This window comes from Asticcacaulis sp. EMRT-3 (assembly GCF_030027245.1).
Lineage (GTDB): Bacteria > Pseudomonadota > Alphaproteobacteria > Caulobacterales > Caulobacteraceae > Asticcacaulis.
The window spans coordinates 251,145-273,973 of sequence record NZ_JASERT010000001.1; the positions used below are offsets into that span (position 1 = coordinate 251,145).

At 60.9% G+C, this 22,829-nt stretch carries 24 protein-coding genes; 14 read left to right on the forward strand and 10 right to left on the reverse strand.

Annotated elements, in window-relative coordinates; translation table 11 throughout:
- Positions 1 to 89: 89 nt before the first annotated feature.
- From typA to QB905_RS01230, 3 genes are all read left to right on the forward strand, one after another.
- Entirely contained in the window at positions 90 to 1,928 is a 1,839-nt protein-coding gene (gene typA / locus QB905_RS01220) for a translational GTPase TypA (protein WP_282972752.1), read from the forward strand.
- Between the two features lie 170 nt (positions 1,929 to 2,098).
- Positions 2,099 to 2,464 carry a hypothetical protein gene (locus tag QB905_RS01225; RefSeq protein ID WP_282972753.1) on the forward strand — a complete coding sequence of 122 codons (366 nt, stop codon included), beginning with the start codon at positions 2,099 to 2,101 and terminating at the stop codon, positions 2,462 to 2,464.
- A gap of 32 nt (positions 2,465 to 2,496) precedes the next feature.
- Positions 2,497 to 2,856: a hypothetical protein gene (locus QB905_RS01230; protein ID WP_282972754.1), complete on the forward strand. Its 360-nt coding sequence runs from the start codon at positions 2,497 to 2,499 to the stop codon at positions 2,854 to 2,856.
- Between the two features lie 253 nt (positions 2,857 to 3,109).
- Here the strand turns inward: QB905_RS01230 and sodC are convergent, their stop codons facing one another.
- From sodC to QB905_RS01250, 4 genes are all read right to left on the reverse strand, one after another.
- Positions 3,110 to 3,721: a superoxide dismutase[Cu-Zn] gene (gene sodC / locus QB905_RS01235; RefSeq protein ID WP_282972755.1), complete on the reverse strand. Its 612-nt coding sequence runs from the start codon at positions 3,719 to 3,721 to the stop codon at positions 3,110 to 3,112.
- A 92-nt stretch (positions 3,722 to 3,813) separates the two neighbouring features.
- Positions 3,814 to 5,235: a hypothetical protein gene (locus tag QB905_RS01240; RefSeq protein WP_282972756.1), complete on the reverse strand. Its 1,422-nt coding sequence runs from the start codon at positions 5,233 to 5,235 to the stop codon at positions 3,814 to 3,816.
- A 273-nt stretch (positions 5,236 to 5,508) separates the two neighbouring features.
- Positions 5,509 to 6,249, reverse strand: a complete 741-nt coding sequence (locus QB905_RS01245) for an SDR family oxidoreductase (protein WP_282972757.1) — start codon at positions 6,247 to 6,249, stop codon at positions 5,509 to 5,511.
- A gap of 60 nt (positions 6,250 to 6,309) precedes the next feature.
- On the reverse strand, positions 6,310 to 7,902 hold the full coding sequence (locus QB905_RS01250; RefSeq protein WP_282972758.1) for an FMN-binding glutamate synthase family protein: 1,593 nt from the start codon (positions 7,900 to 7,902) through the stop codon (positions 6,310 to 6,312).
- Positions 7,903 to 8,048: 146 nt separating this feature from the next.
- Between QB905_RS01250 and QB905_RS01255 the strand changes: the two genes are divergently transcribed.
- Genes QB905_RS01255 through QB905_RS01265 form a run of 3 tightly spaced genes read left to right on the forward strand, consistent with a single transcriptional unit; the run spans position 8,049 to position 11,138 of the window.
- Entirely contained in the window at positions 8,049 to 10,010 is a 1,962-nt protein-coding gene (locus tag QB905_RS01255) for a DUF885 domain-containing protein (RefSeq protein ID WP_282972759.1), read from the forward strand.
- A gap of 28 nt (positions 10,011 to 10,038) precedes the next feature.
- The gene (locus QB905_RS01260; RefSeq protein WP_282972760.1) at positions 10,039 to 10,257 is read left to right on the forward strand and encodes a hypothetical protein; all 219 of its coding nucleotides are present in this window, start codon (positions 10,039 to 10,041) and stop codon (positions 10,255 to 10,257) included.
- On the forward strand, positions 10,254 to 11,138 hold the full coding sequence (locus QB905_RS01265) for an aldose 1-epimerase family protein (RefSeq protein ID WP_282972761.1): 885 nt from the start codon (positions 10,254 to 10,256) through the stop codon (positions 11,136 to 11,138). The genes QB905_RS01260 and QB905_RS01265 overlap by 4 nt, the downstream gene beginning before the upstream one ends.
- A gap of 6 nt (positions 11,139 to 11,144) precedes the next feature.
- On the opposite strand, the gene QB905_RS01270 is transcribed toward QB905_RS01265, so the two are convergent.
- Positions 11,145 to 12,101: an NAD(P)H-dependent flavin oxidoreductase gene (locus QB905_RS01270; protein WP_282972762.1), complete on the reverse strand. Its 957-nt coding sequence runs from the start codon at positions 12,099 to 12,101 to the stop codon at positions 11,145 to 11,147.
- Between the two features lie 298 nt (positions 12,102 to 12,399).
- Between QB905_RS01270 and queF the strand changes: the two genes are divergently transcribed.
- Complete coding sequence (gene queF / locus QB905_RS01275) at positions 12,400 to 12,861, forward strand: preQ(1) synthase (RefSeq protein ID WP_282972763.1); 462 nt, start codon at positions 12,400 to 12,402, stop codon at positions 12,859 to 12,861.
- Between the two features lie 103 nt (positions 12,862 to 12,964).
- Here queF and QB905_RS01280 read toward each other — a convergent pair whose 3' ends face one another.
- From QB905_RS01280 to QB905_RS01290, 3 genes are read right to left on the reverse strand one after another with little or no spacing between them, the layout of a single operon-like run.
- The gene (locus QB905_RS01280) at positions 12,965 to 13,312 is read right to left on the reverse strand and encodes a HepT-like ribonuclease domain-containing protein (RefSeq protein ID WP_282972764.1); all 348 of its coding nucleotides are present in this window, start codon (positions 13,310 to 13,312) and stop codon (positions 12,965 to 12,967) included.
- Complete coding sequence (locus QB905_RS01285; RefSeq protein WP_282972765.1) at positions 13,309 to 13,599, reverse strand: nucleotidyltransferase family protein; 291 nt, start codon at positions 13,597 to 13,599, stop codon at positions 13,309 to 13,311. Before QB905_RS01285 ends, QB905_RS01280 begins: the two co-directional genes overlap by 4 nt.
- Positions 13,600 to 13,637: 38 nt before the next feature.
- The gene (locus QB905_RS01290) at positions 13,638 to 14,252 is read right to left on the reverse strand and encodes a nitroreductase family protein (RefSeq protein ID WP_282972766.1); all 615 of its coding nucleotides are present in this window, start codon (positions 14,250 to 14,252) and stop codon (positions 13,638 to 13,640) included.
- Between the two features lie 70 nt (positions 14,253 to 14,322).
- On the opposite strand from QB905_RS01290, the gene QB905_RS01295 reads away from it, so the two are divergent.
- The 3 genes from QB905_RS01295 to QB905_RS01305 all read left to right on the forward strand — a co-directional run bounded on the left by QB905_RS01295 (position 14,323) and on the right by QB905_RS01305 (position 16,216).
- On the forward strand, positions 14,323 to 14,958 hold the full coding sequence (locus QB905_RS01295; protein ID WP_282972767.1) for an NUDIX hydrolase: 636 nt from the start codon (positions 14,323 to 14,325) through the stop codon (positions 14,956 to 14,958).
- 9 nt (positions 14,959 to 14,967) lie between these two features.
- On the forward strand, positions 14,968 to 15,807 hold the full coding sequence (cysE, locus tag QB905_RS01300; RefSeq protein ID WP_282972768.1) for a serine O-acetyltransferase: 840 nt from the start codon (positions 14,968 to 14,970) through the stop codon (positions 15,805 to 15,807).
- A gap of 208 nt (positions 15,808 to 16,015) precedes the next feature.
- Positions 16,016 to 16,216 carry a DUF3126 family protein gene (locus tag QB905_RS01305; protein WP_282972769.1) on the forward strand — a complete coding sequence of 67 codons (201 nt, stop codon included), beginning with the start codon at positions 16,016 to 16,018 and terminating at the stop codon, positions 16,214 to 16,216.
- A 246-nt stretch (positions 16,217 to 16,462) separates the two neighbouring features.
- On the opposite strand, the gene QB905_RS01310 is transcribed toward QB905_RS01305, so the two are convergent.
- Positions 16,463 to 17,023: a hypothetical protein gene (locus QB905_RS01310; RefSeq protein ID WP_282972770.1), complete on the reverse strand. Its 561-nt coding sequence runs from the start codon at positions 17,021 to 17,023 to the stop codon at positions 16,463 to 16,465.
- A gap of 142 nt (positions 17,024 to 17,165) precedes the next feature.
- Here QB905_RS01310 and QB905_RS01315 point away from each other — a divergent pair, with 142 nt between their 5' ends.
- Positions 17,166 to 17,444: a hypothetical protein gene (locus QB905_RS01315; protein WP_282972771.1), complete on the forward strand. Its 279-nt coding sequence runs from the start codon at positions 17,166 to 17,168 to the stop codon at positions 17,442 to 17,444.
- Here the strand turns inward: QB905_RS01315 and aptA are convergent.
- Entirely contained in the window at positions 17,441 to 18,757 is a 1,317-nt protein-coding gene (aptA, locus tag QB905_RS01320; protein ID WP_282972772.1) for an omega-aminotransferase AptA, read from the reverse strand. The two genes, QB905_RS01315 and aptA, sit on opposite strands and share 4 nt — an antisense overlap.
- Before the next feature lie 138 nt (positions 18,758 to 18,895).
- Between aptA and QB905_RS01325 the strand changes: the two genes are divergently transcribed.
- The 3 genes from QB905_RS01325 (at position 18,896) to QB905_RS01335 (ending at position 22,677) form a co-directional block, all read left to right on the forward strand.
- Positions 18,896 to 19,621, forward strand: coding sequence for a GntR family transcriptional regulator (locus tag QB905_RS01325; protein ID WP_282972773.1), 726 nt, complete (start codon positions 18,896 to 18,898; stop codon positions 19,619 to 19,621).
- 146 nt (positions 19,622 to 19,767) lie between these two features.
- A complete protein-coding gene (locus QB905_RS01330) occupies positions 19,768 to 21,222 on the forward strand; it encodes an aldehyde dehydrogenase (protein WP_282975544.1) in 1,455 nt (484 codons plus the stop codon).
- Positions 21,223 to 21,225: 3 nt separating this feature from the next.
- On the forward strand, positions 21,226 to 22,677 hold the full coding sequence (locus tag QB905_RS01335) for an NAD-dependent succinate-semialdehyde dehydrogenase (RefSeq protein ID WP_282972774.1): 1,452 nt from the start codon (positions 21,226 to 21,228) through the stop codon (positions 22,675 to 22,677).
- The last annotated feature ends 152 nt before the right edge of the window (positions 22,678 to 22,829 follow it).

Sequence of the window (22,829 nt, forward strand, 5' to 3'; positions counted from 1 at the left end):
TTTCGGTTATAAGCCGCCCAAATTTCAATGACTGAACATCCCTCGGCCTCTCTGTACCTTGAGAGGCTTTTGTGCGTTTAAGGGCTAAAATGAACCTTCGTAATATCGCCATCATCGCTCACGTTGACCACGGCAAGACCACACTGGTGGACCAGCTTCTGGCGCAGTCGGGCGTTTTCCGGGCCAATGAGGCCACGGTGGAACGCGCCATGGACTCCAATGATCAGGAGCGCGAGCGCGGCATCACCATCCTGGCCAAGTGTACCTCGGTTCTGTGGCACGGCAAGGCGGGCGAAACCCGAATCAATATCATCGACACGCCGGGTCACGCCGACTTCGGCGGCGAAGTGGAACGTATTCTCGGCATGGTGGATGGCTGCGTCATCCTGATCGACGCCGAAGAAGGCGTGATGCCGCAAACCAAGTTCGTGCTGGGCAAGGCGCTGAAGCTGGGCCTGCGTCCGATCCTGTGCATCAACAAGGTGGACCGCCCGCACGCCGATCCCGACCGCGTGCATAACGAAGCCTTCGACCTGTTCGCCATCATGGGCGCGACCGAAGAGCAGCTTGATTTCCCGCACATCTACGCCTCCGGCAAGAACGGCTGGGCGACGATGGACATGAACGAGCCGAACGACACGCTGGCTCCTTTGTTCGACCTGATCGTCGATCACGTTCCGTCGCCGAAGGTGGTGGAAAAGAAGGACGAGCCGTTCCAGATGCTGTCGGTGCTGATCGAATCCGATCCGTTCCTCGGCCGTCTGCTGACCGGGCGCATCGAATCGGGCAAGGCCGTGCCGGGTCTGGCCATCAAGGCGCTGGATCGCAACGGCAATGAAATCGAGCGCGGCCGCATCACCAAGGTGCTGGCTTTCCGCGGACTGAAGCGTCAGCCGGTGGACGAGGGCGCCGAAGCCGGCGACATCGTGGCCATTGCCGGTCTTTCGAAAGCCACCGTGGCCGACACCCTGTGCGCCATGGAACTGACCGAAGCCCTGCCGGCCCAGCCGATCGACCCGCCCACCATCTCGATGACCGTGTCGGTCAACGATTCGCCCCTGGCTGGCCGCGAAGGCACCAAGGTGCAGAGCCGCGTGATCCGCGAACGCCTGCTGAAAGAAGCCGAATCGAACGTGGCCATCCGCGTCACCGAAACCGCCGAGAAGGACGCTTATGAAGTGGCCGGTCGCGGCGAACTGCAACTGGGCGTGCTGATCGAAAACATGCGCCGCGAAGGCTTTGAAGTGGCCATTTCGCGTCCGCGCGTGGTGTACCAGACCGATCCCGAAACCGGCGAGCGTCTGGAGCCGATCGAAGACGTGATGATCGACGTGGACGACGAATATACCGGCGTGGTGATCGAAAAGCTGTCGGCGCGCAAGGCCGAGCTGAAGGATATGGGGCCCTCGGGCGCTGGCAAGACGCGCATCACGCTGAAGGCGCCGTCGCGCTCGCTGATCGGTTATCAGGGCGAGTTCCTGACCGATACGCGCGGTTCGGGCGTGCTGAACCGCGTGTTCTCGCACTATGAGAGCCACAAGGGCATTATCGACCAGAACCGCAAGGGCGTGCTGATCTCGAACGGCGACGGCGAAACCTCGGCCTTTGCTTTGTGGAAGCTGGAAGAACGCGGCACCATGTTCGTGGGCGGCAATGAAAAGACCTATATGGGCATGATCATTGGCGAAAATTCGCGTCTCGATGACCTCGATGTCAATCCGATGAAGACCAAGCAGCTCACCAACATCCGCGCATCGGGCACCGACGAAGCGATTCGCCTGACCCCGCCGCGCCGCCCGACCCTGGAACAGGCCATCGCCTATATCGCCGACGACGAGCTGGTGGAGGTGACGCCGAAGAATATCCGTCTGCGCAAGAAGGAACTGAACCCGTCCTTCCGCAAGAAGCGCGTGCGCGAAGACGCATAGGCTATTCATGGGGGAAACGATCTTGTTTCCTTTTTGGCCTCCATCTACACCCTTTGAGAATAGAAACGGCTCCGGTGACGGGGCCGTTTTTTTTATGGCTCTTGACATTTATCCACAGATGGAACATATGGAGAACAATCGCTGAGGGCGTAACCTTAGAGGAGATTGTCATGACCAGAACCATTCCGCCGCAACTGAAGGATTTGCCGCGTCATATCGTGATCAATGTCACCTGCCGTTCGTGCGCCGCGCAGTGGAGCGAAAGCGTGGGCGACATGGTGGAGCAGCGCGGATTTGGCGCGGAATATGTCGATCTGCTCGAATGGAAGTTCCGCTGCGATTGCGACGGGCTGGTGCGGCTGGAGTTTCCGGCCGAGGCTGGGCTCAACGCGCCCGAAAAACCGGCGGTCAGCTCCTATCTGGCGGCGGCGGAGCGAATGCCCTATCCGGTCAAGGCCGTGGTCAAGCCCAGACTACCGGTAGCGGGCGGCGGGCCGGCCGTGATCCGGCCTCCGATCGCCGCTTTTCCACATTGAGTCTTTAGATGCTGAAGCGATAAAAGTGTCGTATGAAACCTTTGTCCTACATGACGAAACTGGCCGGTTCGCGCAAAGCACGCCATCGCTTCTATATTGCGGCGGCGATTTTCGAAGCCCTGCCCGTGACGGCGATGATCACCTTTACGGGCTGGCTGGCCTATGTCCGACCGGCTGAGGCCAATGGGCTGGCGGGCTATAGCGAACGCCACATGCTGGGCCAGATGGTGCGTTATTTCAGCCTGGGTGACGAAGCCGTCATCAATGGCCTGATGGTGTGGCTGATGCTGGCTTCGATGGCCGTGGTCATCCTTTTGGGCTGGCTGTGGATGCGCCCGCTGGAAAAGGCGCTGCGGCCCGAAGATGAGGCCGGAATCGCGCGACCTAATTAGGCCGTAAACTCATAAATTTTACCACATTGGTGTGAGGGCAGTTGTGCGGATACAAGGCGCATAATCGCAGGAAATGCCTGCATTTTCAAGATTTTGCAACGTCGTATTCCGTGCAACTGAACCACATCCTTCGGACGGCGAACCGACGTTATCCGGCGGCATCTATCGATTTGAACAGGGGCTACCCTGTTCGGCATCGATAGATTGGCCGGATTTAGCCGGTTTCGCCGCCAATGTAGTAAAATTTATGAGTTTAGGGCCTGGCGCTGGCGACGAGCGGGGCCGCCGGGGTGATGACCGCGCAGGCCATGCGCACACCCGCGCCGCCGATCGGCTGGCTGGTATAGTCATCGGGCATGGCATGGATGATCACGGCTGAACCATCATCATCCATGAGATAAGGCTTGTCGCCGGTCTTGGTGGCCGTCACCAGATTGGAGAACAGTTCGACCGTGGCCGTGCCATCGGCGGCAACATAGAGATTGGGCAGGTCGCCCGCATCATTATGGCCGCTGTTGAGAAAGCCGTGGATCACCGGGGTGACATTATGGACATGCCCGCCCGCCGAGGCGAACTTGTCATCGGTGCAGGCACCCTTTTCATGGAAGTGCATACCATGCCAACCGGGCGTCAGGCCATGCGCCTCGATGCGCAGAATCACGCCATCGGGGCCAGGCCTGAGCGTGACGGTGCCGAGATCGGCACCGCTGGGCGATTTGAGATGGCCCTCATAGCTGGTTGGAGTGGCGGGTGCGGCGGCAGGGGCGGCGTCCTGCGCGAAAGCCGGGGCGGCGAAAAGCAGGGCAAGGGCGGAGACGCAAAGCGTATGACGCGGCAAAACACAAGGCGGGACACACAGGCGCATGGCGGAAATCTCCTCGGTTGTGGCAGAACCCTACCTTTCCGCGCGAATGTGACCGTGGCATGGCGAGAAAATAAGGATGCGATAAGGGAGCCTTACTGGCGGTAGCCCCACGTCACCATCCAGCGATCCACAGCGGTCAGCGAGGTCAGATCCTGACCGCGGTCATATTCCAGTCCGAAGGCAAAATGGCTGTTGCTGGTCGGATAATAGGCGGCGCGCGTGGTCAGGCGATTGGCGGTGGCCTGTCCATCGCTGAAATCCTCACGCTCGCTGTATTTGACGTCCAGCCCAAAGGTCGGCTGATCACGGGGACGTTTGAGGCGTAGCCCCCACTGAGCATCAAAGCCGAGACGGGCATATTGTGGCAGGTCGAACAGGGCGGCCTTGTCGCCCGGATTGGCGACATTGACATAATCGGCGACCAAGGTGAGATCGGTTGTCTGACACCACACGCAGGGCGCGGTGGCATCGAAGCGAACCGTGCGTTTCAGCCAGGCATACCACGGCGGCTGCACCGAAGCTTCGAAACGGGTCAGTGACGATAGCCCGCGGTCGTCCGTTTCAAAGGCCGCCGTCAGGCTGCCGATATAGGCTTCGCCGCCATCATTGCGCGCGAAGCGAAAATGGCTGCGCACGCCCAGATCGACATTATTGATCTCGTTGCTTTTTGACAGGCTGGAAATGCGTTCATAACCGACAAACGGACGGATATCGCCATAGCTTTCGGTTTTCACATTCTCATGGCCCCAACTGACGACAGGCGGGGTGACCGCCACGGCCTTGACCGACAAGACCGCATCGCTGTCGGCGGCATTATCGACAAAAGACAACTGCGCCGGATCCCGTTTGGCATAGGAGTCCTTTTCCGTTTCCGACAGGGATGAGGCCACCCGCCATTGGGAAATATAGCCCCACAGGCCATGTTTGGGTGCGGCAGCGAGTTCGGTTTTGCGATGGGCTTCCGCGTGGATTGGCAGCCCTGACCTATCTGCTGTCGCAGCGCTTTCGGGTACGTTCGCCGCCATGACCGGTGCCGGCTTTTCGCCGCCCAGACATTGCACCTGATAGCCGGTCTGATCGAGATTGTAGAAGGCGGCAATCGCGGCAACCCTGTCGTGCGGTTCCGGCCCCTTACCAGCCCAGATCAGGCGAAACCGGGCGTTTGCACGGGCGCTCAGCATCCGGCCTGCCGCCGCATTCAGGGCGCTATAGGCGTCGGCTTTGGCGGCACCGGTTTTTGGGGTACATCCCGTTTCGGCGCAGGCTTTGGCGATACGCTGTGGCAAGGGCACCTGGTTGCCGCCAAACGAAGAGACATCAATCTTCAGCGGATAGGCGTTGAGAAGGCTGGCAATCACCGCCTGCTGCGAAAGGGCAAGGCCCTGCGGCCCAGGCTTGCATTCGCCCGGATCAAGCTCGGCAAAGGCCGCCGGTGCCGTCTGCACCGGGATCGCCTTTGCTTGCGCATCGGCCGCAATCGCTGCCCCCATAACCAGACTTGCTATCAAGCTCAAAACTACAGAGTCTCCGGCTCAGGCTAATGATGTCAACAGCCGTCCGGCAATGACAGGCATGGCCCATGATGGCTTACAGTGACATGCTGCTGGGCATCACGGCAAATCGGGGAATCCGTATCGTCACCGCATGTGTGTAAAAATATCTGCTGTTGGTTTTAAAGACTGTTCTATCCATTTCAAGGCCGTAAAGCGGTTATAATGTATGAAAATTTATCAAAACCGTCCCGGGATGAAAATGCCTCGTCGAAAAGCGCCTCATTTTTGCCAGTCTCAATATTCCTGAACCGTAGGGCGGAAGAGAATTTCATTGATGTCCACCTCGTCTGGCTGACTGATGGCGAAGGCCACGCAGCGTGCGAAGGAATCGGCCGGAATGGCCCAGCGGCTGTAGCGTTCGCGCACATCGGCAGCCACATCGGCTTCGGTGACGCTGGCGGGCAGTTCGGTATCGACCGCGCCGGGCGAGATGATGGTGGAGCGGATATTGTAGGGCTTCACCTCCTGGCGCAGGCCTTCGGAAATGACGCGCACGGCGTGTTTGGTGGCGGCATAGACCGCGCCGCCGGGGCCGACCTTATGGCCCGCGACGGATGATACATTGATGATGTGGCCGCTCATCTGCGCCTGCATATGCGGCAAGGCGGCGGCGATACCATAGAGCACGCCCTTGATATTGACGTCGATCATGCGATCCCAGTCGTCGATTTTCAGGCGTTGCAGCGGCGAATGCGGCATCAGACCGGCATTATTGAGCATGACATCGATGCGACCATGCAGGCTGATGGCGCGATCCACCAGCGACTTGACCTGTAGCGCGTCGGTGACATCGGTTTGCACGACCGCCGTACTGGGCAGGTTCAGTTCGGCGGCCAGCTTTTTCAACCGGTCGAGGCGGCGCGCCCCCAGAACCACCTTCGCACCTTCCCGGCTAAGCCGCCGGGCCGCCGCCTCGCCAAGTCCGCTGGAGGCACCGGTGATGACGACGATCTTGCCCTCGATACCTTGTGTCATGGCTTTTTCCTTCAGAGTTTAACGCTCGACGCGCTCTTGTGCCGACGGAGGCGCTTACCGTTAAAACCGGGGTGCGAAGCTGTGCGGGTCGGCGCGATCCCATTCGCGGGTCAGGCGCGCATCGGCATGGCCGCTCAACAGCGCCCCTTGCGCCACCCGTGGATAGGCGTCGTCGCCGCGCACGATCTCGCCCATCGTATTGCGGATATGGACGTGCCACGGGCGAAGCTGATCCGGGTGGGTCAAGCCCGCCGCGCCGATGACCTGAGCGATGGCCCCCAAGGTGTTGCGGTGGAAACTGGCGACGCGCGGCGCCTTATCTTCGACGACAAGTGCGCGCTGGCGGCCCTTGTCCTGGGTGGTGATGCCGGTCGGGCACTTGTTGGTATGGCAGGCGCGGGCCTGAACGCAGCCGAGCGAAAACATGAAGGCGCGCGCCGCCATGACATAATCGGCCCCCAGCGCATGGATGCGGCAAAAATCGAAGGCCGACACCATCTTGCCCGAAGCGCCGAGCTTAATATCGTCGCGCAGGCCCGCGCCGGTCAGAACCGTATTCATAAAGCTCAGGCCCTCGACCAGCGGCAGGCCGACATGATCGGACAGTTCCATTGGCGCGGCTCCGGTGCCGCCCTCGGCCCCATCGACCACGATGAAATCGGGCAGGATTTCGGTCAGCAGCATGGCCTTGATGATGGCCAGCACCTCAAACCTGTGACCGACGCACAGTTTGAAACCGACCGGCTTGCCGCCGGACAGTTCGCGTAAACTTTGCAGGAACTGCATCATCTCGACCGGCGTGGAAAAGGCTGAATGGCGGGCGGGTGAGATGCAGTCGTGCGTGGTGTCGATCAGGCGTGTGGCGGCGATTTCAGGCGTGATCTTGGCCTTGGGCAGCACGCCGCCATGACCGGGCTTGGCGCCTTGTGACAGCTTGATCTCGATCATCTTGACCTGTTCGGCCTGCGCCATTTTTGTGAAGAGGGCGGGGTCAAATTTGCCGTCGGGCGTGCGGCAGCCGAAATAGCCGGTGGCCACCTGCCAGATGATGTCGCCGCCGCCTTGCAAATGGTAGGGGCTGATCGAGCCTTCGCCGGTATCCTGAGCGAAATTGCCCTGTTTTGCGCCCTGATTGAGCGCCAGAACGGCATGGGCGCCGATGGCGCCGAAGCTCATGCCGGAAATATTGAGCACCGAGGCGCTGTAGGGTTTGGCGCAGGTCGCGCCGCCGATAGTGATGCGAAAATCGGCGTTCTTGATTTCGGCGGGCATGATCGAATGCGACAGCCAGCCATAGCCGATGGCGTCGGGATTGAGCACGGTGCCGAAGGGGCGCATGTCGGAGGCGTTCTTGGCGCGCTGATAGACGATGGCGCGCTGGTCACGCGAAAAGGGCAGGGGATCGCGTTCGTCCTCAAAGAAATACTGGCGGATTTCCGGGCGAATATATTCGAAAATATAACGAAAATGTCCCATCAGCGGATAGTTGCGCAAGATGGCGTGATGCGTCTGGTTCAGATCGTAAACACCGAGCGCAATCAGCGGCACCAGCACGATCAGGGCGAGGTAAAAATCAGGATGCACCCACAGGCCGAGCAAAACAGCCACCGCGGCCAGCAGGATAACGAGGCGGAAGACGAAGAAACGCGACATAGGGTACCTGCTGGATCAAGAGACGAGGCGGGATCGGGACGGGGATTGCCTATCACTTGTGCGTCCATACCGCAATCGGGCTGGAACGGCTTGCAGGCGCTGACGGTTTCGGCCTAGATTTGCGCCACCTGGTAGGGAGTGGGTTTATGTTTGATCGCCGTCATCTTTTGGCTGCCTTGATGTCCGTGCTTGGTCTGGGGGCTTCCGAGGCGCTGGCGGCACCGAAAAAGAAGAAGCGGCCTGTCCATAAAAAGACGGTGAGGAGAAGGAAAACGGTGAAACGCAAGATCACCCACCACAGGGCTGCCGTGCACCACACGCCTGCGCCGCCGCCCGTGCCCGATGAAACCGCACCGGCCACCAGGGCGGCGCTGAAGGCGGCGTTTGCCACCATCCTCAACGACCTGATCGCCCAGTCGCCGACGGCGGCCACCTCGTTCGGCATGGACAAGGGCGATTTCGCCTATCAGAAAAGCCGCCTCGATGACCGCAGCGCCGCCGGTCTGGCGGCCAATCTGGCGCGGCTGAAAAAGGCCGTGGCCCTGCTGGAAGGGATCGACCGCGACGCCATGAATCTGTCTGACCGCGTCAGCTATGATACGGTGGTGTGGGATCTGGAAGCGCAGATGGAGGGGGCGCAAAACTTCCCGTTCGGCGACAACGGCACGGCGATGAATCTCGTCTTCTATGCGGTGACGCCCTATGTGGTCAGCCAGTTGAACGGCTATGCCTGCATGATTCCCGATTTTCTGGCCAGCCAGCACACCATCGCTACGGTCGCCGATGCGCAAAGCTATCTGGCGCGGCTGACGGCCTTCGCCACCGGCCTCGATCAGGAAACCGACCGGCTGAGACAGGATGCGGCGCGCGGTATTGTTCCGCCCGATTTCATCCTGAAGGCGGCAATCACCCAGATCAGCATCTTGCGCGACACGCCTATTGATAACAACAGCCTGATCACCTCACTGACGACGCGGGCGACAGCGGCGGGACTGGCGGGCGACTGGCAGACGCCTGCCGTGACGGTGGTGACGGGGCCGCTGAAGGCTGCGCTTGACCGGCAGATTGACGCGCTGAACGGACTGCTGGCCACGGCGCGGCACGAGGCCGGGGTGCGCGACCTGCCGGGCGGGGCGGCCTATTATGCCTATGCGGCGCGCATCGGCACCTCGACGCGCAAAACGCCGAAGGATATTCATACGCTCGGCCTGCAAAAGGTCAGCGAGATCAATGACGAGCTGAATGCGCGTTTTCAGGCCCTTGGCACGACGCAGGGTACAGCGGGGGCGCGGATGCACGCCCTCTATACCGATCCGGCCCAGCTCTACCCCAATACGGATGCGGGCAAGGCGCAACTGATCGATGATCTGAATAAAAAGGTCGATCAGGTCTATGCCCGCCTGCCGCAATATTTCGGTGTATTGCCCAGGACGAAGGTGGTGATCCGGCGTGTGCCGCCCTCGATCGAAGCCACGCAGGCCGGGGGTTATTACCTGCCGCCAGCGCTCGATGGTTCGCGGCCCGGCATCTATTACATCAATCTGCGCGATACGGCCGAGACGCCGAAATTCCTGCTGCCCACACTGACCTATCATGAATCGGTGCCCGGCCACCATTTGCAGCTTTCCATCCAGCAGGAGGTGGAAGACATGCCGACCTTGCGCAAGGTGGCCAGTTTCAATGCCTATGTCGAGGGCTGGGCGTTGTATGCCGAGCAACTGGCGGGCGAGATGGGGCTGTACGACAATGATCCTTACGGTCGCATCGGCTATCTGCATGATGCTTTGCTGCGCGCCGTGCGGCTGGTGGTCGATACGGGGATGCACCATCTCGGCTGGAGCCGCGAACAGGCGATCAGCTATATGCAGGCCGAACTGGGCGATGTCGAAAACGCCTGCGCCACCGAGATCGAGCGCTACTGCGTCTGGCCCGGTCAGGCGCTGGGCTATATGGTAGGCAAGCTGACCTGGCTCGATCTGCGCGCCGCCATGCAGGCCAAACAGGGGGCGCGTTTCGACATCAAAGCGTTCCACGATAGCGGCCTGACGCACGGCTCGATGCCGCTCGACGTGCTGCAAGGGCTCTATGACGGGCTGGGCCTGACCTGATTACAGCCGGAGTTCCACAGGCTCGACATTGACGCCCGTCAAGCACAAGCCCGATACCGACCAGAACCAGATTGGCAATGAAAGCCTTGCGGGTGTCGCGGAACACCGACAGCAAAGACAGAGCGAGCAGAACGATGACCTCGATCGGGATCAGGGCAATACGGGGCTGCGAACCGGAAAGAAGGCTTTGCGCGCATCAGGATGGGCGGTAAGCTTTGCAACTCCGCAAAAGGAAATGACACCATGACCGGCCTGACCCGCATCGCCAATTCGTATCTGACCCTCGATATTGCCGCGCTCGGCGCGGAAATGCAGAGCCTGACCAGCGCCGATGGCCGGTCATGGCTGTGGGACGGCGATCCGGCCTGGTGGAGCGGACGCGCGCCGATCCTGTTTCCGATGGTCGGCAAGGCGCCTGACGATAAGATCAGCCTGGACGGCCAGACCTATGCGATGGGGCAGCACGGCTTTGCCCGCCGCAGTCTGTTCGGGCTGGCGACGGCGGAGGCGGCCATGTGCCGGTTCGAACTGATGGATTCAGACGCCACGCGCGCCAGCTATCCGTTCGCCTTCCGGCTGGCGATCACCTATGCCCTGAAGGGCCGCACGCTCATCGTCACCGCCGAGGTCGAAAACCGCGACGCCCGGCCCATGCCGTTTGGCTTCGGCTTTCATCCGGCCTTTCTCTGGCCCTTGCCGGGTGCGGATGGATGCGCGCACACCATCCAGCTCGATAACGGGGCCGAACCGGCGCTTGTCCGGCTGAAGGACGGGCTCATAGATCCGCACAAACTGCCTTCACCCTTTGACGCCGGGCGGCTCACCCTCGATCCGGCTCAGTTCGCAGCGGATGCGATGATCTTTCTGCAAGGGGCGGGGACGGGTCTTACCTATTCGGCGCAAGGTGGGGCGGCGCAAGGCGGGCCCGCTCTGAAATTCACCTTTGAGAACCTGCCCAATCTGGCCCTGTGGCAAAAGCCCGGCGCGCCCTATATCTGCATCGAGCCCTGGCACGGCACTGCCGCCGAATGGGGCGGCTCGAACGATCTGGCGCAACGCCCCTATAGCCTGATCCTGGCACCGGGCGGGACGGCGCGTTTTGCCCTGACGGTCGAGGTGCCAGCGTGACCGGGCCTACAGGCCGTAAAGGTCGCTTTTGCTGGTAAAGCGCGTGCGGGCGGCGCTGAATTCGGTCTTCAGCCGCGCCACCAGATCGGCGACAGGCAGCACATCATGGATTGCGCCGACGCCTTGGCCCGCCGACCAGATGGTTTTCCAGGCCTTGGCCTCGGCGTTCAGTTCGTGGGCCATGTCGATCCTGTGCTTCGGGTCTTTAACGGCGTTCGCATCAAGGCCGTTAGCGATCAGCGAAGGCGTCAGGAAGTTGGCATTGATGCCGGAAATGGCGTCGGTATAGGTGATGTCCTTCGCCGCCGTATCGATCAGCATCTGCTTGTAGGCGGGGTCAGCGCGCGATTCTGCCGTGGCGATAAAGCGCGTGCCCATATAGGCGAGGTCGGCCCCGGCCATCAAAGCCGCTGCCACATCCGAGCCGGTGGAGATAGAGCCCGACAAAAGGATGGTGCCGCTGAAAAACTGGCGGATTTCGTTGATCAGGCTGAACGGGTGCTGGGTGCCGGCATGACCGCCTGCGCCCGCCGCCACCAGGATCAGCCCGTCCACCCCGGCCTCGGCGGCTTTTTGGGCATGGCGGGCATTGATGACATCGTGAAACACCACGCCGCCATAGGCATGGACGCCATCGACAATATCTTTTACTGCGCCGAGCGAGGTGATGACCAGCGGCACCTTGTGGGCAGCGGTGACGGCCAGATCGGCCATCAGGCGCGTATTGGTATTGTGGACGATCAGGTTGACGCCATATTGCGCATCATCAGGCCCCAGCGCCGCCTCGATCTGATCGAGCCATTCGCCATAGCCTTCGGTCGTGCGCTGATTCAGCGCCGGAAAGGTGCCGATCACGCCCGACTGGCAGGTGGCGATCACCAGTTCCGGGCCGGAGACGAGGAACATCGGCGCGGCGATGGCCGGAAAGCGCAGATTGCGGCTCAGCGAGGCGGGGATCGGCATGGCGGTTTCCTCTGAGTATTTTCGCGGAGGAGACTAGCGCTAAATTGACGCGCGCGTAAAGTTGAAAAGTGTGCATGAGGCAGGAGGATTGTTCTTTTCCTCCCCTGCGAAGCGGGGGAGGTGGCGCGGCGCTCGCGGCAAAATTTATTTTGGCGCGAAGTCCGTGACGGAGGGGGCACTCATCAGGTCGCCATGCCCCTCCGTCTCGACGCGCTTCGCTTGCTCGACACCTCCCCCGCTTCACAGGGGAGGATGAAGCGGTCTTGCCAAAACCGCGCTTGCGTCTATATCGGAACCTATGAGCCATTATACCGATAATCTGACCCAGCTTGGCGGCCACATCGTGCAAGCCAGCGATCCCGCCGAAGCCGTGCTGGAGCGCGTGGCCAATCCGCACAGCGATGTTGATTATGTCGCGCGCTTCACCGCGCCGGAATTCACTTCGCTATGCCCGGTGACCGGCCAGCCCGATTTCGCCCATCTGGTGATCGACTACGTGCCGGGCGACTGGCTGGTCGAATCGAAATCGCTGAAGCTGTTCCTGACCGCGTTCCGCAATCACGGCGCGTTCCACGAGGACTGCACCATCTATATCGCCAAGCGCCTGAAAGACCTGCTCGCCCCGCGCTGGCTGCGTATTGGCGGCTTCTGGTATCCGCGCGGCGGCATCCCCATCGACGTCTTCTGGCAAACGGGTGAGCCGCCCAAGGGCGTCTATGTGCCGGAGTTTGGCGTGCCGACCTATCGCGGGCGGGGATAGTCCAGAATAGAGCGGTCTGCATTCTGATTGAATCGGTCAAAGGCATGCAACCCGCTCTACATTTTACATTTTTCCGCATCTCGCATTCAATTTGTAAGTCAAATTAAACGCTCGTTGCTCTAGCCAGACTCGTTTCGAGTTCTGGCAAGGCTGTTCTTGCTGTTTCCCAGACCAGGGCCAGATCAATATCGAAATAGCCGTGTGCGATGCGATTGCGCATGCCGCGCATGCTACGCCACGGAATGTCCGGGTGGTTATGGGTAAAGTCGGGGAAATCAGCCATCAGGCGGGTGGCCGCTTCGCCGATAATGATGAGGTTCATAATGACAGCCTGCTGGGTGCGTTTGTCCTCAACAAAGGCCGCATAGTTCATTCTTGCGATATAGGTGGCGACCTGTGCAATGGCTTCGCGCATGTGGCGCACATAGTCATCGCGCTTTTCCACCGTCATATCGGACGCGCTTCGTTCAGCACCTTGGCGCGAAAGGATACTGGCAGGTCGTGCGGCGTCAGAAGATCAACGGGCACGCCCAGTCTCTCTTCCAGTTCGGCCTGTAATCCGCCGAGATCGAACAGGGTTGCGCCGGGCAGAGGATCGACCAGCAGATCAAGATCGCTGCCAACCTTGTCTTCCCCGCGCGCGACTGAGCCAAAGACGCGCAGGTTCTCGACCCGATACTGAGAGAGCAGGGCAGGCAAGGTCAGCTTTTGACGGGCGAGGGCGAGCGAGGGTTTCATGGTGTCAGCTTATCGCAGATTGCGATCATCGAACAGCCCTATCCCTGCCACCAACTGACGCGGCTGTCATAGTCCGGGCGCTCGCGCTCCAGCGGCGGTTCGGTCGGTGTGCCAAGCATGATCCAGCCGGCGACGTTTTCGCCTTCGGTCAGGCCGAGGATCGCTTTGGCCTCATCATCATAGGAATACCAGTCGGTGATCCAGTTGGCACCATAGCCCATCGCGCCCGCCGCAATCAGCAGGTTCTGGCAGATGGCGGCGGCGGAAAGCTGCTGTTCCCACAGCGGCTTTTTATACGGAACCACCGGGCTGGAAATCACCAGCAGGGCTTCGGGCGGGGTCGAGAGTTTGAGCAGGGCCCCGGCTTCTTTTTTGTCACCATGCGAATCCGCCAAAGCCTTTAGCCTGTCCACCAGCGCCGCCTTGGCCTCCGGCGTGAAGCGCACAATCCGCCACGGCCCCAGCTTGCCGTGATCGGGCACGCGAAAGCCGATGCGGATCAAAAGCTCCATCTCGGCGGGCGAAGGGGCGGGCAGGCCGAGCAGGGGTGCCGACGCGCTGCGCCGGTCGAGCAGGGCTTGCAATACCGCATCTGAGCGCTGTTGCGGCAGGGGCTGGCCGAAATCGTGCGGTTTTGGGTCGGGCAGGGGCATGAAAAGGCCTTTCGCGGGGGGAATCATCCTGACTATATAGGGGGCTGGCCACAAAACCAAAGGTGCCCTGATGCGTAAACCCTCCACCAACCTGCCGCCCTGGGATGATGCGGCGCGTGCCGAGCGTCGCCCCAGATGGCAGGGCTTCACCAACCATACGGTGTTTGAAAATCCGTGGATACGGGTAGAGGCGCATGAAGCCCTGGCCCCGACCGGCAAGCCTGCCCATTACGGCATGGTGCGCTTTAAAAACCGCGCCATCGCCGTTTTGCCCCTGCATGATGACGGCACGGTGTCGCTGGTTGGGCAATCGCGCTTCGCCATCGACGCCTATAGCTGGGAACTGCCCGAAGGCGGCGCGCCGCTGGACGAAGACCCGCTGGAGGGGGGCAGGCGCGAACTGCGCGAGGAAACGGGCTTAAGCGCCGAAAACTGGCGGGAAATCCTCAGCTTCGACATGTCCAATTCGGTGACCGATGAGGTGGCGGTCTGCTATCTGGCCACGGGGCTTTCGGGCGGCGAGGTGGCGCCTGATGAGACGGAAGTGTTCGATTATGCGCGTGTTCGCTTCAAAGACCTGCTCGAAGCTGTTATAATGGGGCAGGTTCGTGACGCCTTAACGGTTGCGTGTGTATTGCGCGTGTACCATATGGCAAAGAGCGGCGAACTGGCGGCATCGCTGAACGCCGCGCTCGCACTGGATTAGGAGACTGGCATGGCACAACATGAAGCGAAGGCTTTCGAGGTGATCCACCCCGATGACAAGCCGATCTGGCTGTGCCTGCGTCAGGAAGCGCAGGACGCTTCGGCCAAAGAACCGGCCCTGGCCTCCATGCTGCATTCCACCATCCTGTCGCATGGCGATCTGGCTTCGGCCCTGTCCTATCATATTGCGCGCAAGCTGGGCGACGATTCGATGTCGAGCATCACCCTGCGCGAACTGGCTCAGGCCTGCTTTGCCAGCGATGCTTTGCTGGTCGATTATGCCGAGGCCGATTTGCAGGCGGTATATGAGCGCGATCCGGCGGCCAAGGGCTATATGCAGGCCTTCATGTATTTCAAAGGCTTTTTGTCGCTGCAAATCTATCGCGTGTCGCATTGCCTGTGGACGCAGGGGCGCACCACGATGGCCCATTACCTGCAAAGCCGGGTGTCGGAGCTTTTCCAGATCGACATCAATCCGGCGGCGCGCATCGGCAAGGGCGTCTTCCTTGACCACGGCACCGGCATTGTTATCGGCGAAACGGCCGTGGTCGGCGATGACTGCTCGATTTTGCAAGGCGTGACCCTGGGCGGCACCGGCGCGGAACGCGGCGACCGTCACCCCAAGATTGGCAAGGGTGTTTTGCTGGGGGCCGGGGCCAATGTGCTCGGCAATATCCAGATCGGCGACTATGCCAAGATCGCGTCAGGCTCGGTGGTGCTGCGCCCCGTGCCCGCCCATTGCACGGCGGCGGGCGTACCGGCCAAAATCGTCAACTGCAAGACGTGCGAAGATCCGGCCCGGCAGATGGACCACACCATGCCTGAAATCGATCTCGACTATTCGATCTGAGATAGCTGCCTGAGATAGCTGCCTGAGATACCTGATTGTGGAAAAAGACGCTTTGGGGTTTGCGCTGTCGTGCGGCAGGCCGTAAACGGGCCTCACAACAAAGTTTATCCCCGTCGCCGGTAATTGCGGCTATGTTGGCCGTCCTTTTTGGGGGCTGCGCTGATGAAGGCGGATAGGCACCCTTTTTGCTCATTTGCCGAGGCCAGACATGACACCCGCCGAAATCACCAAGGTTCAGGACTACCTTTTCAACACCTTCAAGACCAAGGGGCTTGAGGTCAAGGCCCGCAAGCAGAAGGATTCCGCCGAAGTGTTTATCGGCGAGGAATTCGTCGGCGTCGTCTATGTCGATGAGGACGAGGCCGGTTCCTACATGTTTGAAATGGCCATTCTCAAGGAAGACCTCTAATGTACTTGCACCACAGTCGGGCGAAGGGCTTGGTGGGTAAATAAGAGCCCCTCACCCGGTCACCTTCGCTACGCTTGGCTCCCGTCCTCTCCCCTTTATTAAGGGGAGAGGGAATAAGCAACGCCTCCGGAAACGGGGGCGTTTTTTTATCAGAGCACGGGTCTGATTCAATCAAACCTGTGCTCTCATTCTTTGTTTTGTCGCTCTTCCTTATCCGAAAAGTGAAGCCACTTTTCGGGGAAACGCTTAGTACATATCAGGGGTTTTGCGGCGGCGCTTATTGACCGGTTCGACATCGGGCGGGCTGGGATTATTGACCGTGCGTTCGTAATCGGCCTTGGCCTGACGGGCCTTCTTTTCGGTGCGGCGCACCTTGTGCAATTGCAGTTCCTCGCCGAAGGCCAGCACGATCTGCGAAAACATCGGCAGGAATTGCGGGAAGCGCGTTGCCACGAAGCCGGCGGCGATGGCCGCCACCGTGGCCAGGACGGGCGAGGTGGCGGACAAGGTATCGATCAGGCGCGAAATGCTGCCGACGGTCGAATTATTGAACGCCTCGTCAATGGCCGATTGTTTGCGCTTGCGTCTGTTCTGCGGCAGCAGGCGCAGGCCGAAATAGATGAGGATCGGCAGGAGGAACAGGCCGCCCAGCGCAATCGGCCCCCAAATCGGCCCGATGGTGTGCACCACCAGGGCGAAAAGGCCGATACTGATCCAGATGAAGCCGAGAATCGTGCTCGCCAAAATCAGCGTAATGCCGATAATGAAGGTTTTCATCGCGTCGATCTGGCTGGAGAAGTTGAACATGATCTTCCCTGATTTGCGGGCCTGATTTGCCCAAGTCTGATCTTTGAGTAACCAGCCCAATATAAAAGCGCAATGATTAAGGCTCTCTTTTTTCAAGATGACTCGCTATGTTAAGCGTTTGTGATTGCCGGGAGGGGTTTGGATGAGCGTGATTTACGGGCTGTGGCATGGATTGAAAGTGCTGGGCGCGGGACTGTATGGCTTGCTGACCCTGGGCCTGGTCTGGGCAGGTCTGGCACAGCTTGGCCGCGCGCCGCGCTGGGGATGGGCCTGTTTTGCCGTGGTGCTGGGCGTGTTTGCCGTGCGCGGCTTGCTGGTCAATCGCGGCGTGGCCAAGGGGGCCAGTTATGTGATCGCCACCGGGCTTTATATAGTGTTTTTCGTAGCTGCGGCCCTGATCACCGGCTATCAGGGCGTTTAAGCCGTCTCGGCCAAGGCCTGACGGATCGTTTCGACCATGCGGTCGATCTGGCTTTTTTCGACGATCAGGGGCGGCGACAGGGCGATGATGTCGCCGGTGACGCGCACCAGCAGCCCCTTGTCGAAGCAGCGGTCGAACACCTCCAGCGCGCGGGCCGTGGGCGCGCCTGCGCGCGGCTCCAGCTCGATGCCGCCGATCAGGCCCAGGTTGCGGATGTCGATGACGTGATGGGCGTCGCGCAAACTGTGCATGGCCTCCTGCCAGTAGGGGGCCAGACCGGCTGCGCGGGCAAACAACCCGTCTTCTTCATAAACCTCCAGCGTGGCGATGCCGGCGGCGCAGGCCAGCGGATGGCCGGAATAGGTATAGCCGTGGAACAGCTCGATCGGCGTTTCCGATGCCTGCATGAAGGTGTCATAGATGCGGTTGGAAACGGCCACGGCCCCCATCGGCACGGCGGCATTGGTCAGCCCCTTGGCCATGCAGATCATATCGGGGCGGACGCCGAAATAATCGGCGGCGAAGGCTGCGCCCAGCCGTCCGAAACCGGTGATCACCTCATCGAAGATCAGCAAAATATCGTGTTTGTCGCAGATGGCGCGCAGGCGTTCGAGATAGCCTTTGGGCGGCACCAGAACACCGGTGGAACCGGCGACCGGCTCAATGATGACGGCGGCGATGGTGGAGGCGTCATGCAGGGCCACGATGCTTTCTAGGTCATTGGCCAGCGCATCGGCGAGGCCCGCCCCAAGCTCCGGCTGGCCCTTGGCGAACAGATTACCGGTATGCGTATGCGGCAGGTGATCGACGCCGGTCAGCAGGCTGCCAAACGTCATGCGGTTGCGCACAATGCCGCCGACGCTGATGCCGCCGAAGCCGACGCCATGATAGGCGCGTTCGCGGCCGATCAGGCGGGTGCGCGTGCCCTGACCGCGCATCCTCTGGTAGGCCAGGGCGATTTTCAGGGCGGTATCGGCCGATTCCGAGCCGGAATTGGTGTAGAAAATGCGCTTGAGATCATAGGGCATGATCGCGGCCAGCTTTTCGGCAAACTGAAACGCCAGCGGGTGGGCCATATTGAAGGTGGGGGCGAAATCCATCTCCGCCGCCTGTTGTTGAATCGCGGCGGTGATGGCTTCGCGGCCATGACCGGCATTGACACACCACAGGCCCGCCGTGCCATCCAGAATCTCGCGGCCATCCACGTCGGTGTAATACATGCCTTTGGCGCGGGTCAGCAGCTTGGGTTTCGCTTTGAAGGCGCGATTGGGCGTGAAGGGCATCCAGAAATTTTCGAGAGACGCTGGTGGCATGGAGGTTCCGGTGGTGCAAAAACCCGCAGTTTGATGAGGACAGGGGCGGGAACTGTGATAAGTTGTCACAGGGCTTTGAGTGAGTGTGATCACAAAATGCGGTTATGCGCAAGCGTGCGCCCGGAAGGTAAGAAAAGAATGGTCGTGGCCAGACTGGAGGCATCAGCGGGCGGCATCGGGGCGGAGGCCCGGATACATGATCAGGTCTATGACCGCTTGGCCGAGGCGCTGATTCAGGGGCAGATTCCGCCGGGCAAGTCGGTCAGCTTGCGCGGGCTGGCTGAAAATCTCGGCGTGTCGCCCATGCCGGTGCGTGAAGCCGTGCGCCGCCTGATTGCCGAAAGGGCGCTGGAGGTGCAGCCGTCGAACAAGCGTTTGCGTGTGCCGGACTTAAGCGAACATCGCCTGATGCAACTGGCCAAGGCGCGCCAGTGGGTGGAACCGGAACTGGCCTTTTTGGCCACCGCCCACGCCACGAAGGACACCACCCGGCGTCTGCGTGACGACGATGCGGCGGTGATGGCGGCGCTGGCCAAGGGCGATGTGTCGGCCTATATGCAGTCCAATCAGGATTTCCACTTTTCGATCTATCGTCTGGCCGGGGCCGAGCTGTTTTTCGACATGGCGCGCACCCTGTGGCTACAGGCAGGGCCCTTCATGCGCGTGGTGTTTGGCCGCATGGGCACGGTGCACCTGCCGCGCGACCACCATCAGGACATGATTGCGGCGCTGGAACGCGGCGATGCCGAGGCCGTGCGGGTGTCGATGGCCGCCGATATTCACGAGGGCATGGATCTGATGATGGAGGCCATCAAGGCGCAGGCGGAGCCGGAACCCAAACGCCGCAAGCGACCATCAAAATAGCGTGCAGCCGGTTGCCCGGCCCTTGACTTTTTATCGGCTCCCGGTGTGTAATTGTGATCACAAAACCGGAGTTTGCCGTCATGAGCCTGCCTGAGCCGATCAAGCCCGCCGACACGTTGCAAGGCATTCTGGCCGCCGTGGAGGCTATGGATAAGCCCGGTACGGCGATCATCGACGGCAAGGCGGTGGCCTCTTTGTCGTGGCGCACCTTCGATAATTACGCATCGCGCGATGGCAGGCTGATCAACAGTATCGCGGCCTGTGATGCCGGGGATGTGGATCGGGCGGTGATCGCGGCGCGAGCGGCTTTTGAGGACGGGCGCTGGCGCGGACTGGCCCCGAAACAGCGCAAGGCGATCCTGTTCCGGCTGGCCGAGTTGATGGGCGAACACGCCGAAACCCTGGCCCTGCTGGAATGTCTCGATACCGGCAAGCCGATTGCTCAGGCGCGCGGTTTCGATATTCCCGCCGCCATCAATACCACGCGCTATTATGGTGAGGCGCTCGACAAGATCTATGGCGAGGTGGCCCCGACGCCGGAAGACCGGCTATCCTATGTGGTGCATGAACCGCTGGGCGTGGTCGGCGCCATCGTGCCGTGGAATTTCCCGCTGCATATGGCGATGTGGAAGGTGGCTCCGGCCCTGGCAATGGGCAATTCGGTGGTGCTGAAACCGGCTGAAAATTCTTCGATGACGGCCATTTTCGCGGCGCAACTGGCGCTGGAGGCCGGTGTGCCGCCGGGGGTATGGAATGTCGTGCCGGGTCTTGGCGCAGAGGCCGGTGACGCTTTGGCCAGGCATATGGATGTCGATATGATCACCTTTACCGGCTCCGGGCCGGTGGGGCGACAACTGATGCGCGCCTCGGCGGATTCGAACCTGAAGCGCGTGTCGCTCGAACTGGGCGGCAAGTCACCGCAGATTGTCTTTGCCGATTGCGATGATCTGGATGCGGCGGCGGAAGCCGCGGCCTGGGGTGTGTTTTACAATCAGGGTCAGGTCTGCACGGCGGCGTCGCGCCTGCTGGTGGAAGACAGTATCCGTGATGATTTTGTCAAGCGCGTCGCCGAGGTGGCGAAGACGATCCGGGTCGGCGATCCGTTCGATCCGGCCACCCAGTTCGGCGCGATGATTTCCGAACGGCAGATGTTTACGACGCTCGACTATATCGAAAAAGGTCAGGCCGAGGGCGGGCGCGTGGTGCTGGGCGGGCGGCGGCTGATGGCCGAAACGGGCGGCTATTATGTCGGCCCCACGGTGATCGACGGCATCGCGCCCGGCAATGTGCTGGCGCAGGAAGAGGTGTTCGGGCCGGTTCTGTCGGTGATGAGCTTCAAGGATGAGGCCGACGCCTATAAAATCGCCAATGACACCATCTATGGGCTGGCGTCGGGGGTGTGGACCGCCAATATCAGTAAGGCCATGCGGGCGGCGAAAGCCTTGCGGGCGGGTCTGGTCTGGATCAATGGCTGGGACGCCTGCGACATCACCTCGCCGTTCGGTGGCGTCAAACAGTCGGGCTTCGGGCGTGATCGCTCGTTGCACGCCCTCTATAAATACGCCGATCTGAAAGCGGTCAGCATCAGTTACAAGGCCTGAATCATGAAACTTTCCGATAGCCAGCGCGCCCTGCTGGGCGACCTGATCTTTAGCGAGGCGGCGTCTGACCGTTTCGCTGTGCTTAATCCCGCCGACGGCTCAACCTTGTGTTACGTCAAGGCGCAAGGTGCGGTGGAAACGACGCAGGGCATCGCCGCCGCCGATACGGCGTTTGCCGCGTGGTCGGGTATGACGGCCAAGGCGCGCTGCCAGATCCTGCGTACATGGAACGACCTCGTGCTTCAGCACAGCGAAGATCTGGCCATGCTGGTGACGCTGGAACAGGGCCGTCCGATCCGCGAAACGCGCGGCGAAGTGACCTATGGCGCATCGTTTTTGGAATGGTTTTCCGAAGAGGGCAAGCGCGCCTATGGCCGCACCATTCCGGCCACGGCACCGGGCAAGCATTTGCAGGTGATCAAGCAACCGATTGGGGTGTGCGTGGCGATTACGCCGTGGAATTTCCCGATCTCGATGATCACGCGCAAAGTGGCTCCGGCTTTGGCGGCGGGCTGCACGGTGGTGATCAAGCCTTCGGAAGAAACGCCTCTGTCGGCGCTGGCTCTGTATGCCCTGGCGCGTCAGGCGGGCCTGCCCGAAGGCGTGGTGACCGTCATTACCAGCCTGCACGCCAAAGAGGTGGGCGAGGCCATGACCAGCGATCCGCGCGTCAAAAAGCTGTCCTTCACCGGCTCGACCCCGGTGGGCAAGCTGCTCTATGCCCAGTGCGCGCCGACCATGAAAAAGGTGTCGATGGAGCTGGGCGGCAATGCGCCGTTTATCGTGTTTGACGACGCCGAACTTGAGGCCGCGGTCGAAGGGGCGATGGCCTCGAAATACCGTAATTCCGGCCAGACCTGCGTCTGCGCCAACCGCATTCTGGTGCAGGCGGGCATCTATGATCGTTTCGCCGCCGCCCTGACGGAAAAGGTCAAGGCGCTGAAACTGGAAGCGGGCTGGCATGAAGAAACGACCCTGGGGCCGCTGATCAATCGGAAGGCCATCGACAAGGTGAAACATCTGGTCGATGACGCCGTGGCGCACGGCGCGAAGGTGGAAAGCGGCGGCGGCGTCGATGGGCAGGGTGCGCTGTTTTATCAGGGCACGGTGCTGACCCATGTGACGCGCCAGATGGAGATTTTCGATACCGAAATCTTCGGGCCGGTGGCGCCGCTTTTCAAATTCGAAACGGAAGAAGAAGCGATCCAGCTTGCCAATGACACGCCGTTCGGCTTGGCGGCCTATGCCTATACGCGCGACATTGGCCGCGCCATGCGCGTGGCGGCGCATTTGCAGTATGGCATGGTCGGCATGAATGACGGGCTGATCTCGACCGAGGTGACGCCGTTTGGCGGTGTCAAGGAATCGGGCATTGGCCGTGAGGGCGCGCTGGAGGGTTTGGAAGAGTATCTGAATATCAAATACATCTCCTATGGCGGGCTGGGAGAGATTTGAGATGGGGAAGATTTGAACCCTTTCGCACAAACACCCCTCTCCCCTCGTGAGGGGAGAGGACGGGAAACAAGCTGCGTCAGCAGCGTCGTTGACCGGGTGAGGGGCTGCCCGACGATTGCGCTTCGTCAGCGGACAGCCCCTCACCCGATCAC